Origin of the sequence: Geothrix paludis, from assembly GCF_022808815.1 — a bacterium.
Taxonomy (GTDB): domain Bacteria; phylum Acidobacteriota; class Holophagae; order Holophagales; family Holophagaceae; genus Geothrix; species Geothrix paludis.
Genome location: NZ_JAKZLC010000003.1, coordinates 470,622 through 482,950, shown reverse-complemented (window position 1 = coordinate 482,950; position 12,329 = coordinate 470,622). Strand labels below are relative to the sequence as shown.

The following is a 12,329-nucleotide window of genomic DNA, read 5'->3' as shown; positions in this document are numbered from 1 at the left end:
GACGCTGCCCAGCCGCACCCCAGGCTGCGTTGCCGGCCTCGAACGATGTCCCGCATCGCCCTTCGGCCGTCGCCTTGCCATGAGCGCGGCTGGGCAGCGTCGCGGCGGCGTCCCACCTTGAAAACAGGCCCTAGAGCGCCAGCCCCACCTCCCGAAGCAGGGGCTCGGGGCTGAGGTTCCGCGGCAGATGCCGGAGCCCTTCCAGGACCGCCTGCTGGGGCGGTCCCAGGTCCCGGTCCCGGGCGGCCAGGGGTTCCAGGACCTCGCGCCAGGGCTCCAGCGCCGGGGCCTGGCCGGCGCGGATCCGCGCCAGGTCCGCCAGCAGGCGCAGGAGCAGTTCCAGGGGCTGGCGCAGCTGCTCGCCCTGGGCCAGGGTGGACTCCTTGTCGGGCAGGAGGGCCCCGCCGACCTCGCTGAAGGGTTGCCCCCCCAGGAGGGCCAGCCAGGCGTCCACCTGGGCCTCGGCCCGGCGGAAGGCGGCCTCATCTAGGAAGCGCAGCCCGCCTTCCCCCAGGGCAGTCCAGCGGGGGCGGTCCGTCTCGGTCCACCCCTGCTGGAGGGCCACGGCCCAGGCCTCCTCGGGCCCGAGCGGCGGGAAGGGGATGCGCTCGCAGCGGCTGCGGATGGTCTGGAGCAAGGCCTCGGGGCGGTGAGTCACCAGGATGAAGTGGGTGTCCGCGGGCGGTTCCTCGAGGGTCTTCAGCAGGAGGTTGGCGCTGTTCTCGTGGAGGCGGTGGGCTTCCTCCACCAGGATCCAGCGGTGGCAGCCCACAGGTGGCGCCAGGGAGGCCCACTCGATGACGCCCCGGCTGAAGCGCGGCTGGTTGTTCGAATCGAGGCCCTCGCGGATCTGGTCGATGCGGATGACGCCCGCCTTGCCTTCTGGCGAGATGCGCAGGAGGTTCGGAAGCTCGAAGGGCAGGTCCTCGCCCATCACCATGCGGCAGCCTTCGCACTGCCCGCAGGCGTTGCGGCGGAGGCAGATCTCGCGGCGGGCCAGCTCCAGGGCCACGCGGCGCTTGCCGATGCCTTCAAGCCCCGTGAAGAGGAGTGAGCCCCGGATCCGCCCGGCCCGGAGGCGGTCCAGCAGGCGCTGGCGGATGGCGTGGTGGCCGACGATCTCGGGAGCGAACATGCGGTTCCTCAGTCGACCTTGAACCCGGCGCTGCGCAGGAGCGGCGCCACCCGGGCCCAGATGGCGGCCTCCACCTGGTCCACGGGATCGCGCGCCGGCACCACCGCCACGCGGGTGGGATGGGTCTGCGCGATGACCAGGAAGCGGTTCCGCACCTTGCGGTGGAACTCCAGGGCGGCCTCGTCGAAGCGCGTCTCCGCGAACTCGGAGCCCAAGGACAGGTTGCGCACCTCCACGCGCTGGAGGGACACCTCGGGGTCCATGTCGAGGAGCACCGTGAGGTTCGGCCGCAGCCCCCGCAGCACCACCTCACTGAGGCGGTCCAGGTTGGCCTCGGACACGCCGCTGGCGCCCTGGTAGGCCCGGCTGGAGTCCTCGAAGCGGTCCACCAGCACCACCTTGCCTTCGGCCAGGGCCGGCCGGACCACGGCCTCCAGGTGCTGGGCCCGGTCCGCGTAGAAGAGCAGCAGCTCGGCATCCGCGCACCAGGTCTCGCCGCTGGCGTGGCGCTCCAGCAGCAGGCGCCGCAGCTCCCGGCCCAGGGCCGTGCCGCCGGGCTCCTTGGAGACCACCAGGGGCAGGCCAAGGTGCCGCAGCCGCTCGGAGAGCCTCAGCAGCTGGGTGGATTTCCCTGAACCCTCCACCCCTTCGATGGTGATGAACACGCCCCGCACCGGACCTCCGCCCGATGAGGATACCCGGGGGCCGGCCCTTCGCGGTTTGGCCGCCTTCCGCCGCAGTGCTATCCTGCTCGAAACTCGAGGAGTTCCAGGTGGCCGAAGCGATCCATTGCCCCAGCTGCTCCACCCGATACCGCCTGCGTCCCGAGCGGTTGAGGCCGGCCTACCGCCGGGCCCGCTGCTTCAGCTGCGGCGAGGTGTTCCCCCTGGGCCTCGCGATGCCGGACCTGGTTCCGCCCCCGCCGGCCGAGTCGCCGGCGGCCACCGCCTCCTTCGATCTGGCCGACGTGGCCGCCGCCCTGGAGCCGGCTCCCGTCGTGGCGTCCTCCCTGACGCTGGGGGACCTGGAAAGCACCGACGAGGACATCCTGGAGAAGACGCTCTCAGGCCTTTCCGCCGAACCCGTTCCCGCCGCGACCCTGGCGATTCCCGACGCGCCTTCCGCTCCCGCGGTGGCGCCGCCCACCCCTGCTGCGATCCCCGCGCCGGCCCCCGCTCCTGCCGCCGCCCAAGTGCCGGAAGTCGGGGAGGACACCCTCACGGGCACCTACAGCTCCGCCAAGGACGCCATCAGCAAGCTGTTCGCCGGCATGCCGGATCTCCCCTCGGCCTCCAAGGCGCCGAAGGAACCCGGTGCCATGGACATGGAAGCCACCCTCTCGGCCCTGGAGGCCACCCTGGGCAAGGCCACCGCCGCACCCCTGGCGCCCTCCCATCCGGATGGGGACGAACCCACCTCCGCGGGCAGCCTCTCCGACGTGCTCCAGGCCACCTCCACCACCACCCTGCGCCTGTCCCAGGAGGATCTCCGGACCGCCCTGGCCGCGGCGAAACCCGAACCTCCCGCCGAGCCCCCCACCGAGGCCCTGCGGCCTTCGGACCTGGCGGTCCCCCTGCCGGAGCCGCCCGCCCCCGCCGCGCCGGCGGCCGAGGACGCCAGTGCCGAGCGGCTGCGGCTGAAGATCGGGGAGGAGATCTATCCGGGCCTCACCATGGCCCAGCTCACCGCCTGGATCGAAGAAGGGCGCGTGCTGGAACATCATCTGGTGGCTCGCCAGCACAGCGAGAACTGGCTGGAGGCCCACAAGGTGCCCGGCCTCCGCCTGGTCTTCGATCGCCTGCGCCGCGAGCGCGAGGGCGCGCCCAGCTTCGACGCCTCGTCCATCCCCGAGATCGCTCCCAAGAAGAGCCTCTTCGGCGGCCTCTTCGGGAAGAACTGACCATGCAGACCCTCGCCCTCGCCGCCCTCCTCTGCCTGGCGCAGGCGCCGCCCGCCCCGCCGGCGGCAGCTCCCGCGCCTGCGCCGGCCCCGGTGGCCGATGCCTCGCTCTCCTACTTTTCGGAGTCCTTCCCCTTCGCCTGGGACCGCGTGATCCCCCTGTCCGTGAACGTGGACGGCCTGAAGGTCAGCAGCATCTTCTTCAACAAGCGCATGGTGCAGCCGGGGTTCTTCAACATCCTCCAGGGGGCCGAGTTCGGCACGCGGGCTCAGGTGGAGGTGACCAACACCGCCAAGTACCCCCGCATCCCCGGCTTCGCCGTGGCCGTGCTGGACAAGGACGGCAAGCTGCTGGGCGTGGCCTCCGGCGGCACCAAGGTCGGCACCATCAAGCCGGGCGAGACCGAGACCTTCGACCTGAACTTCACCCAGGTGAAGGAGCGCCTGGCCAAAGGCGACCGCTTCCTGCTGGCCATCGAACTGAGGAATTGAGGCTGGGCGGGACCCCGCCCAGCCTCAATTCGCTTCCTGCTCGTGGTAGTGGGCCAGCAGCTCGGCAGGCGTGACGGTGGCGGTGCCGACCTTGGCGACGACCAGGCCCGCGGCGGCGTTGGCCAGCATGGCGGCTTCCCGCCAGTCCGCGCCGGCGGCGATGGCCGCGCTGAAGGCCGCAATCACGGTGTCGCCCGCGCCGCTCACATCGAAGACCTCCCGGGCCTCCGTAGGCACCATCCAGGGCGCCCGGTGGTCTCCGTCCGGCGCGAAGAGGGCCATGCCGCGTTCGCTGCGGGTCACCAGCAGGCCCTTCAGGCCCAACTCGGCCACCAGCGACCTACCGGCCTCGGTCACTTCCACGTCGGTCTTTGCCGCGCGGTGCGTGAGCTCCGAGGTCTCTTTCGTGTTGGGCGTCATGAGCGTCGCGCCCCGGTAGAGGGCCTTGTGGGCCGGCTTGGGATCCACGATCCAGGGCAGGCCCTTGGCCGCGCAGAGCTCCCGCACCGTCTCCATGACCGGTTCGTTCACGGTGCCCTTGGCATAGTCCGACACGATGAGGGCCGAGGCCTCGCCCAGGGCCCGCTCCAGGCGGTCCCTGAGGCCCATCAGCACGGCGGCTTCCGGTGGCCCGGACTCCTCGCGGTCGATGCGGAGCATCTGCTGCTGCTGGCCGATGACGCGGGTCTTGATGATGGTGGGGCGGGAGGGATCCAGCACCAGGCCCGAGATGGAGATGTCCAGCCGGCCCAGGAGGCCCAGCAGCCGGTCGCCGGCGATGTCCTTCTGCAGGGTGCCGATGAGCAGGGGCTCGGCGCCCAGGGCCTTGAGGTTGGCCGCCACGTTGGCCGCGCCGCCCAGCACCGCCTGCTCGCGCACCACGCGCACGATGGGCACGGGCGCCTCGGGCGAGATGCGGCTCACCTCCCCGAAGAGGTACTCGTCCAGCATCACGTCGCCCAGCACGGCCACCTTGCGGCCGTCCACGCGCCGGAGCAGGGATTCGGCCTGGGCGCGGTCGAGCCTCACAGGTCCACCTTCTTGGCGCCCATTTGCTTGGCCTTGTCCACCAGCATCACAGGGATGCCGTCCTCGATGGGATAGAGCAGCCCGCAGCCCTGGCAGTGCAGCCCCTCCGCCTGCTCCACGAGGTCGCCGTGGCAGGCCGGACAGCAGAGGATCTCGAGGAGGCGCGGATCGAGCGGCATGGATCCAGCTTATCGGAATCCCGGAAGGGGGGAGGCCGCGGCTCGTCAGGGGGCGTCCAGGCCGGAAACCGGTCCCGGCGCCCCCCTACCACTCACCCTCCTCACCTCTCCTTCACGGCCCGATGGCCGCGCCTCCCACCTCCCCCGTGCGCACCCGGAAGCACTCCTCCAGATTGAGCACGAAGATCTTCCCGTCCCCCAGCTGGCTGGGCTCGGACTTCGCGGCGCCCATGATGGCCTCCACCGCGGGCTTGACGTATTCCTCGTTCACGGCGATCTCCAGCTTCACCTTGGGCAGCAGGCGGATGAGGCCGATCTTGCTGCCCCGGAACTGCTCGGCGTAGCCCTTCTGGGTTCCGCATCCCCGCACGTCGGAGACGGTCATCAGGTAGATCTCCTTGGCCACCAGGGCGGCCTGCACCGCCTCGAACTTGTCGGGCCGGATGATGGCGACGATCATCTTCATGGTCGTTTCCTCCTACAGGGACGGGGACAGGGCGGACCGCGAGCCGGCGGCCGATTCCTGGTGGGCGGGGACCCGCAGGGGCGCACCTGCGGGAGAGGCCAGGGCCGAGATCACGTACTCGGGATAGGCCGAGATGCCATGCTCGTGGAGGTCCAGGCCATCGTGCTCGGCGTCCTCGTGGAGCCGCAGGAGGCCCGCGGCGTCGATGGCATACATCACGGCGAAGGACACGGCCAGCGTGGAGACCGTGACGATGGCGCTGCCGATGGCCTGGGCGGCCAGGACCTTGGTCCCGCCCCCGTAGAAGAGGCCCGTGAGCTTCGACGACAGGTCCGGCGCGATGGGATCGCTGCCGATGGCCGAGTACTGGCCGCTGGCGAAGAGGCCCAGCGAGAGGGTGCCCCAGATGCCGTTCATCATGTGCACGGGGACGGCGCCGATGGGATCGTCGATGCGCAGGTATTCCAGCAGGTCCACGCCCAGGATCACGATCACGCCGGCGACGGCGCCGATGAGGACCGAGCCGAAGGGGCTCACCCAGTAGCAGGGCGCGGTGATGGCCACCAGCCCCGCCAGGAACCCGTTGGTGATGGAGCCCGGATCCCACTTGCCCGTGCGGGCGTAGATGTAGAACACGGCGGTCAGGCCCGCGGCGCAGGCCGCGAGGGTGGTGTTGGCGGCCACCCGGCCGATGCCTTCGAAATCCATGGCGGACAGAGTGCTGCCGGGGTTGAAGCCGTACCAGCCGAACCAGAGCAGCAGACCGCCGCACACGGCGATGGTGAGGTCGTGGGGCGTCATGGGGCCGCCGCCGTCCCGCTTGAACTTGCGGCCGAGGCGAGGACCGAGGACCACGGCGCCCGCGAGGGCCACCGCGCCGCCGATGGTGTGGACCACCGTGGAGCCGGCGAAGTCATGGAAGTTCATGCCCAGCGAAGGCAGGAACTTGCCGGCGCTGCCCATGGTGGCCAGGAAGCCGTCGGGGCCCCAGGCCCAGTGGCCGATGATGGGGTAGATGAAGCCGGACACGGCGAAGCTGTAGAGGATGTCGCCGATGAAATCCGTGCGGCCGATCATGGCGCCGGAGGTGATGGTCGAGCAGGTGTCCGCGAAGGCGAACTGGAAGAGCCAGTGGGCCAGGATGGCCACGCCGGTGGCGCCGTAGGTGGCCGGGGCGCCCTTGAGGAAGAACCAGTGGGTCCCGATGAACCCGTTGCCCTCGCTGAACATGAAGGCGTAGCCGAAGGCCCAGAAGAGGATGCCGCAGAGGCAGGTGTCGAAGACGCATTCCACCAGCACGTTCACCGTTTCCCGCGAGCGGCAGAAGCCGGCTTCCAGCATCACGAAGCCCACCTGCATGGCGAAGACGAGGAAGGCCGCGATGAGCGTCCAGACCGTGTTGAGGGGGTTGATGACGTCCTTGGCGGCGACCGCCGGGGGCGCGGGGGCTGGCGCAGGTGCCGGCGCGGGTGCGGCTGCCGACGTGGCCACGGCCAAGGCGGCGGGCGGGTTCGCGGGCGGCACGTCCGCCCGGGCCGAGCTGCCATTCAGCAGCAGCGGGATGAGGATCATCATCCCGAACAGCGTGGCCACGCCCAGCAGCTTGCCCGAGGCCATCACGAAGCCGTAGCGGCGCCATTCCGGGTCCCTCAGGCGGGCACCCAGCCGGACCAGTTTTTCGGTGAAGGAGAGCTTGTCGCGCTCGTGAGTGATCCTTGCCATCTCAGGCTCCATGAAAAGGGAGAGGTAAAACGGGCGTCAGAGGGGGCGGCGCTAGAACGCCTTGGCGAGGGTCAGGGTCAGGCGGCCCTTGCCGACGTTCCGGCCCATGGCGTTCTCGTAGACGGGCACCTGGCCGTCCGCCGCTCGCGCCCGGGTGTTCGCGTCCGTAGCGGCGAGGGCGAGCGTGTAGCCCCGGAGCTCCTTCGCGAGGCCCACCTTGTAGTCCGAGTAGCTGAACAGGGCGTTGTCGCCGGTGAGCGTCGAGCCGTTGGAGAAGAAATCCGGATTCGCCTTGGCGGGATAGGTCGTCCGGCCACCATGCAGCAGCACCGTCCAGCCGCTCTCTCCTAGCGGAATCGCGAGGCTGAGGTCCACGTAGTTCGTGCCCTTGCTGTTGAAGACCCCCATGGCGGTCTCGCTCAGGACCCGCGAGTACTTGAGGCTGGCCCAGGCATAACCCAGCCCGAGGTAGGCCTCGGTGGTGTCCGGGTTCCGGAAGGCGCCGAGGTTGTCGTAGGTGCCCGGGTAGAGGTAGCGGTAGAGGCCCACATCCAGGACCCAGTCCTTGGCGAACCCCCACTTGTAGCCGCCGAACAGGTCCACCTCCACGCCTGCCGAGTTCACCTTCCCGGGCCGATAGAGCGGGGCCCCCACCGCGCCCGGCGAGCCCAGGGCCACCGGGGCGCTGGCGAGCCCGGCGTTCTGGTCCGTGAACCAGGAGATGTTGCTGAGGCTGGTGCTGAGGTAGAAGCCCGAAGGATGGGCCAGGTCCAGTTCCGCCTGGACCGTGGGGTTGCCGTCGGTCTGGGTGAGGCCGCGCCAGATGTACTGGGAGCCGAGGGTGACCGAGCCGCTCAAGGGGAAACCCAGGAAGGAGGGAGGAGGCGGCGCTGGCGGGGTCTGGGCGGCGAGGTCGGCCGCCAGGACCGCGAGCAGCGGAAGGAGCCTGGGTGAGGGCATGGATACTCCGGAAGGGGAAGGATCCGAGGGGAGCCCTGGATCCGGATGGAGGGCGGAGGCCGGGCAGGGCCTCCCCGAGGGCCTGGATGGCCCTGGGTGGAAGGGGATGGGAGGCGGGCATCAGCAGGCCGGGGGCCTCCCGCCCTTCGAGGCGGGGAGAACCGGAATGGCGAAGCCCGGCGTGTTAGGGATGGACGGGAAGCATGGGTGCGCGGAGGGGAACCCGCTGGAGGCCGCCCGCCCCGCCGGCCGGGGACTCGGCCGAGAAGAGCAGGGTGGACATGGCCGCAAAAGCCACCGCCACCGCGATACCCCGGAACAGGGTTCGGCGGTTCATGGGAGATGCTCCTTCCGTGGAGTGGGGGATCGGTGTGGCCTTCACCGAGGGAATCCGGTGGATCGGCTCAGGCCACGGCTCTCTTCCGATCCTCCCTGGAGTCCGGGAGCCGACCACCGGCTCCCCGTGCCCAGAAAAGAGAGCAGGGAACGTGCCTATTCACGGAAAAGTGAACTATGTTATTCCAACCAATTCATTCACAGCGATTACACGCCAGGAAAAGATGGAACTACGTCAATACCGGCTTGACAAAAATGTAATGTCAATTCGATTGAATTACATTTTTGTACTATTCTGCCTCAGGAGGATCGGAACCGCTCGGGCTCCAGCCCGTACTTCTGGACCTTGTAGTTCAGGATGCGCTCGGTGGTCTGGAGGAGCCGAGCCGCCCGCGAGCGGTTGCCCCGGGCGGACTTCAGGGCGTCCTGGAGCAGGTCCCGCTCGAAGGCCGCCACGGCCTCGCCCAGGGCCGTCCCCGGTACGGTGCCGGAGACCTCCGCCGTCTGGAGGGAGGGCGGCAGATGGTGGGCGTGGATCACGCCGCCTTCGCAGACGAGGATGGCCCGCTCGAGAGCGTTCTCCAGCTCGCGCACGTTGCCGGGCCAGTGGTAGGCCGTGAGCATGTCGATGGCCGAAGTGGAGATGCGGCGGACATCCTTGCCCTGGGCGGCCGCGATCTTCTCCACGAAGTGGTCCGCCAGCAGCAGGATGTCCGCCTGGCGCTCCCGCAGGGGCGGCAGGAAGATCTCGAAGACGCGGAGGCGGTAGTAGAGGTCCTCCCGGAAGGTCCCGGCCCGCACGGCGGCCTCCAGATCCCGGTTGGTGGCGGCCAGGAGCCGCACGTCCACCTTCACGGGCCGCACGCCGCCCAGGCGCTCGAACTCCCGCTCCTGGAGGACCCGCAGCAGCTTCACCTGGGTGGCCGGGGTCAGCTCGCCCACCTCGTCCAGGAACAGGGTGCCGCCGTGGGCCAGCTCGAAGCGGCCCTTCTTCACCTGGCGGGCGTCCGTGAAGGCGCCTGGCTCGTAGCCGAACAGCTCGGACTCGATGAGGGGCTCGGGCAGGGCCCCGCAGTTCACCTTCACGAAGGGCTTCTCGGCCCGCGGCGAGTTGTAGTGGAGGGCGTGGGCCACCAGCTCCTTGCCCGTGCCGGACTCGCCCCGGATGAGCACGGTGGTGCTGCTGGGCGCCGCCTGGGCCACGGCCTCGTAGACCCGCTGCATGGCATGGCTGTGCCCGATGAGGTGGTGCAGCTCGTAGCGCTCCCGCAGCTCCAGGCGGAGCTGCTGGTTCTCCTCCACCAGCCGCTGCCGGTCCGCCGCCACCAGCCGGGCCACCTTCATGGCCAGGCCCACCATGGAGGCCGCGATCTGGAGGAGCTTCGTGTCCCGGTCGAAGTCCCGATCCCGGTCGTAGGGCACGGTGAGGCAGAGGGTCCCCGCCGTCTTCCGGTCCAGGAACACCGGAATGCAGAAGAAGGACATGTCGGACTTCTTCCGCTTCTGGGCCTTCAGGACGCCGGTGCGGTCCAGGAAGAGGGGCTCCAGGCTGGCCTGGGGCACCACGATGGCCTTGCCGCTGGCCAGCACCCGCCCGTTGATGCCCTCGCCCACGCGGTAGCGGGCCCGCGCCACCTCCTGGCTGGAGAGGCCGCGGGCGGCCTCGACCCGGAGGGCGCCCCCCTCCTCGTCCGCCAGCAGGATGGCGCCGTTCAGGGCGCCGAAGGCCTCCGCCAGGATCTCCAGCACCCGGGGCAGCGAGGCCCGGATGTCCGAGGCGGCCAGGGCCTGGCTCAGCTCCAGCAGGGGCGAGAGGTGAAGGGCGTCCTCCGAGGCGGCCATGGGGGCTCCGGCGAGTAGTCTACAAAATTGTACAACCCACGGCTCGGTCTTACAATTTTGTAAATTCCCCAGAGCGCCCCTGGTTTCAGAAGCGCTTCTCGACCACGCGCCAGTCGATGAGGGGCTTCACCGCATCCACGTACTTGGCCCGGCCCGTGGCGCCGTAGTCCTTCACGTAGGCGTGCTCCCACACGTCCACGACCAGGAGCGCCTGGGCGCCCACGGCGATGGCGTTCTCGTGATCCTGGAACCAGGCGTTCATGAGCCGGCCCGTGGCCGGGTCCTTCAGGAGGGCGCCCCAGCCGATGCCGGTCATGGTGCAGGTGGCCTTGAAGGCGGCCCACCAGGCGTCGAAGGAGCCCCAGGTGGCGGCGATGGCCTGGTGGAGGGGGTGCGTCCCGCTGGGCCCGGCTGCGCTGCTGGAGAGGCCCTCGAAGTAGAGCTCATGGAGGCGCATGCCGCTGAATTCGAAGCCCAGCCGCCGGCGCAGCTCCTGCACCGCGGGACCGGCCTTGCCCTCCCGCTCCGCGGCTAGCGTGTCCTTGAGGAGCGCGTTCGTGCGGCTCACGTAGCCCTTGTAGAGCGTCAGGTGCTCCGCCAGCAGATCTTTGCCGAGGCCGGGCAGACCCGTGCCGAAGTCGAAGGGCCGAGCGGCATAATCCGCCAGGGAATTTCCCGTGGGCTTCGCGTCCGTGGCGCCGGGGCCCAGCCCCTTGGCGTGCAGTCCGGCGCCCACGGCGCCGGCGGCGAGGGTTCCGAGAAGGGTGCGGCGATCCATGGGGGCTCCTTGGAAAGAAACCAAGCCTAGTCCATGTCTCGACAAATATGGAATCGATTATCAAAAAACATTCATTGATTGGATATCCAAAGCGTCAAGAACGCCCATTCGGAACCTGCCCTTGCCTTGACGCCCCGGCGCCCCAGGTCCAGGATGGAGCACCTTCGGACCTCACCATGACGCCCCGCTTCCATCGCTATTATTGGTTCCCGCGCGCGGATCGCGCGTGGCACGGCGAGGGTCCAGCCTGATCCCTGGAACATCCCCATGACCACCCCGATCCGTTTCCCGGATCGGGGTTTTTCTTTATCCCGGAAGGCCCCATGACCCACCAGGCGCTCGAGAACCTCAACATTGATTCCTTCGACCGGATGCCCTCGCCGGCCGAGATCCACGCGGCCCTGCCCGTCCCGGACGCCGTGGCCGAGACCGTGGCCAACGGCCGCCGCGACCTCCAGTGCATCCTCTCCCGGGAGGATCCCCGCCTCATGGTGGTGGTGGGGCCGTGCAGCATCCACGACCCCGTGGCGGGCCTCGATTACGCGCGGCGGCTCAAGGTCCTCTCGGACGAGGTCGCGGACACCCTGCTGCTCGTGATGCGGGTCTACTTCGAGAAGCCCCGCACCGCCACGGGCTGGAAGGGCTTCATCAATGACCCCCGCATGGACGACTCGTTCCACATCGAGGAGGGCATGCGGAAGGCCCGGGAGTTCCTGCTCCGCATCGGGGAGATCGGACTCCCGGCGGCCACGGAGGCCCTGGATCCCAACACGCCCCAGTACATCGGCGACCTCATCAGCTGGACGGCCATCGGGGCCCGGACCTCCGAATCCCAGACCCACCGGGAGATGTCCAGCGGCCTCTCCACGCCCGTGGGCTTCAAGAACGCCACGGACGGCGACCTGGCCGCCGCCGTGAACGCCATCCTCTCGGCCTCGCGCCCCCACAGCTTCCTGGGCCTGAACGACCAGGGCTCGGCGGCCATCGTGCGCACCCGGGGGAACGCCTACGGCCACCTGGTGCTCCGCGGTGGCGGGGGCCGCCCCAACTACGACACCGTCAGCATCGCCCTGGCGGAGGAGGCCCTGCGCAAGGCCGGGCTGCCCGGGAACATCGTGGTGGACTGCTCCCATGCCAACAGCCACAAGAACCCCCGCCTCCAGCCCCTGGTCCTCCAGGACTGCGCCCACCAGATCCGGCGCGGCAACGGCTCCATCGTCGGGGTCATGGTGGAGAGCTTCCTGGAAGAAGGGAATCAGCCCATCCCCGCGGACCTGTCCACCCTCCGCTACGGCTGCTCCGTCACCGACGCCTGCCTGGGCTGGGACGACACCGCCGCCATGCTCCGGGAGACCCGGAACCTGCTGAAGGATGTGCTGTCCAAGCGTTGAGCCGTTCCGGTATCCCACCGGCGCTTCAGGCCATCTCGCTTCACCGTCTGCATACCGCGAGCAGCTGGCGCAAATCGATGAGGGCCATCAGGCCCTTCCG

The 12,329-nt window shown here is 69.6% G+C and carries 13 protein-coding genes; 3 read left to right on the top strand and 10 right to left on the bottom strand.

Annotated elements, in window-relative coordinates:
- Window positions 1-130 precede the first annotated feature (130 nt).
- Together MLE64_RS10535 and tmk are read right to left on the bottom strand one after the other, a co-directional pair.
- Entirely contained in the window at window positions 131-1,135 is a 1,005-nt protein-coding gene (locus MLE64_RS10535; RefSeq protein WP_243317685.1) for a hypothetical protein, read from the bottom strand.
- 8 nt (window positions 1,136-1,143) lie between these two features.
- Window positions 1,144-1,800, bottom strand: coding sequence for a dTMP kinase (tmk, locus tag MLE64_RS10530; RefSeq protein ID WP_243317684.1), 657 nt, complete (start codon window positions 1,798-1,800; stop codon window positions 1,144-1,146).
- Between the two features lie 107 nt (window positions 1,801-1,907).
- Here tmk and MLE64_RS10525 point away from each other — a divergent pair, with 107 nt between their 5' ends.
- Complete coding sequence (locus MLE64_RS10525) at window positions 1,908-3,035, top strand: zinc-ribbon domain-containing protein (RefSeq protein ID WP_243317683.1); 1,128 nt, start codon at window positions 1,908-1,910, stop codon at window positions 3,033-3,035.
- 2 nt (window positions 3,036-3,037) lie between these two features.
- Window positions 3,038-3,526 (top strand): hypothetical protein, encoded by a 489-nt coding sequence (locus tag MLE64_RS10520; protein WP_243317682.1) that lies wholly within the window; start codon window positions 3,038-3,040, stop codon window positions 3,524-3,526.
- A 24-nt stretch (window positions 3,527-3,550) separates the two neighbouring features.
- Here the strand turns inward: MLE64_RS10520 and rfaE1 are convergent, their stop codons facing one another.
- The 8 genes from rfaE1 to MLE64_RS10480 all read right to left on the bottom strand — a co-directional run bounded on the left by rfaE1 (window position 3,551) and on the right by MLE64_RS10480 (window position 10,838).
- Complete coding sequence (gene rfaE1 / locus MLE64_RS10515) at window positions 3,551-4,555, bottom strand: D-glycero-beta-D-manno-heptose-7-phosphate kinase (RefSeq protein WP_243317681.1); 1,005 nt, start codon at window positions 4,553-4,555, stop codon at window positions 3,551-3,553.
- Window positions 4,552-4,734: a Trm112 family protein gene (locus MLE64_RS10510; RefSeq protein ID WP_243317680.1), complete on the bottom strand. Its 183-nt coding sequence runs from the start codon at window positions 4,732-4,734 to the stop codon at window positions 4,552-4,554. Before MLE64_RS10510 ends, rfaE1 begins: the two co-directional genes overlap by 4 nt.
- A gap of 112 nt (window positions 4,735-4,846) precedes the next feature.
- A complete protein-coding gene (locus tag MLE64_RS10505; RefSeq protein ID WP_243294429.1) occupies window positions 4,847-5,200 on the bottom strand; it encodes a P-II family nitrogen regulator in 354 nt (117 codons plus the stop codon).
- A 12-nt stretch (window positions 5,201-5,212) separates the two neighbouring features.
- On the bottom strand, window positions 5,213-6,922 hold the full coding sequence (locus MLE64_RS10500; protein ID WP_243317679.1) for an ammonium transporter: 1,710 nt from the start codon (window positions 6,920-6,922) through the stop codon (window positions 5,213-5,215).
- Window positions 6,923-6,973: 51 nt separating this feature from the next.
- Window positions 6,974-7,882 (bottom strand): TorF family putative porin, encoded by a 909-nt coding sequence (locus MLE64_RS10495; protein WP_243317678.1) that lies wholly within the window; start codon window positions 7,880-7,882, stop codon window positions 6,974-6,976.
- 184 nt (window positions 7,883-8,066) lie between these two features.
- The gene (locus tag MLE64_RS10490) at window positions 8,067-8,219 is read right to left on the bottom strand and encodes a hypothetical protein (RefSeq protein WP_243317677.1); all 153 of its coding nucleotides are present in this window, start codon (window positions 8,217-8,219) and stop codon (window positions 8,067-8,069) included.
- A 299-nt stretch (window positions 8,220-8,518) separates the two neighbouring features.
- The gene (locus MLE64_RS10485) at window positions 8,519-10,060 is read right to left on the bottom strand and encodes a sigma-54 interaction domain-containing protein (RefSeq protein WP_243294426.1); all 1,542 of its coding nucleotides are present in this window, start codon (window positions 10,058-10,060) and stop codon (window positions 8,519-8,521) included.
- Between the two features lie 85 nt (window positions 10,061-10,145).
- A complete protein-coding gene (locus MLE64_RS10480; RefSeq protein ID WP_243317676.1) occupies window positions 10,146-10,838 on the bottom strand; it encodes a superoxide dismutase in 693 nt (230 codons plus the stop codon).
- A gap of 323 nt (window positions 10,839-11,161) precedes the next feature.
- On the opposite strand from MLE64_RS10480, the gene MLE64_RS10475 reads away from it, so the two are divergent.
- Window positions 11,162-12,229: a 3-deoxy-7-phosphoheptulonate synthase gene (locus MLE64_RS10475; RefSeq protein ID WP_243317675.1), complete on the top strand. Its 1,068-nt coding sequence runs from the start codon at window positions 11,162-11,164 to the stop codon at window positions 12,227-12,229.
- Window positions 12,230-12,329 lie beyond the last annotated feature (100 nt).

What these genes read in the sequence shown, in the direction of transcription:
- MLE64_RS10535 (WP_243317685.1), bottom strand. Translation starts at nt 1,135, where the DNA reads ATGTTCGCTCCCGAGATCGTCGGCCACCACGCCATCCGCCAGCGCCTG.
- MLE64_RS10520 (WP_243317682.1), top strand. Translation starts at nt 3,038, where the DNA reads ATGCAGACCCTCGCCCTCGCCGCCCTCCTCTGCCTGGCGCAGGCGCCG.
- MLE64_RS10510 (WP_243317680.1), bottom strand. Translation starts at nt 4,734, where the DNA reads ATGCCGCTCGATCCGCGCCTCCTCGAGATCCTCTGCTGTCCGGCCTGC.
- MLE64_RS10505 (WP_243294429.1), bottom strand. Translation starts at nt 5,200, where the DNA reads ATGAAGATGATCGTCGCCATCATCCGGCCCGACAAGTTCGAGGCGGTG.
- MLE64_RS10500 (WP_243317679.1), bottom strand. Translation starts at nt 6,922, where the DNA reads ATGGCAAGGATCACTCACGAGCGCGACAAGCTCTCCTTCACCGAAAAA.
- MLE64_RS10495 (WP_243317678.1), bottom strand. Translation starts at nt 7,882, where the DNA reads ATGCCCTCACCCAGGCTCCTTCCGCTGCTCGCGGTCCTGGCGGCCGAC.
- MLE64_RS10490 (WP_243317677.1), bottom strand. Translation starts at nt 8,219, where the DNA reads ATGAACCGCCGAACCCTGTTCCGGGGTATCGCGGTGGCGGTGGCTTTT.
- MLE64_RS10485 (WP_243294426.1), bottom strand. Translation starts at nt 10,060, where the DNA reads ATGGCCGCCTCGGAGGACGCCCTTCACCTCTCGCCCCTGCTGGAGCTG.
- MLE64_RS10480 (WP_243317676.1), bottom strand. Translation starts at nt 10,838, where the DNA reads ATGGATCGCCGCACCCTTCTCGGAACCCTCGCCGCCGGCGCCGTGGGC.
- MLE64_RS10475 (WP_243317675.1), top strand. Translation starts at nt 11,162, where the DNA reads ATGACCCACCAGGCGCTCGAGAACCTCAACATTGATTCCTTCGACCGG.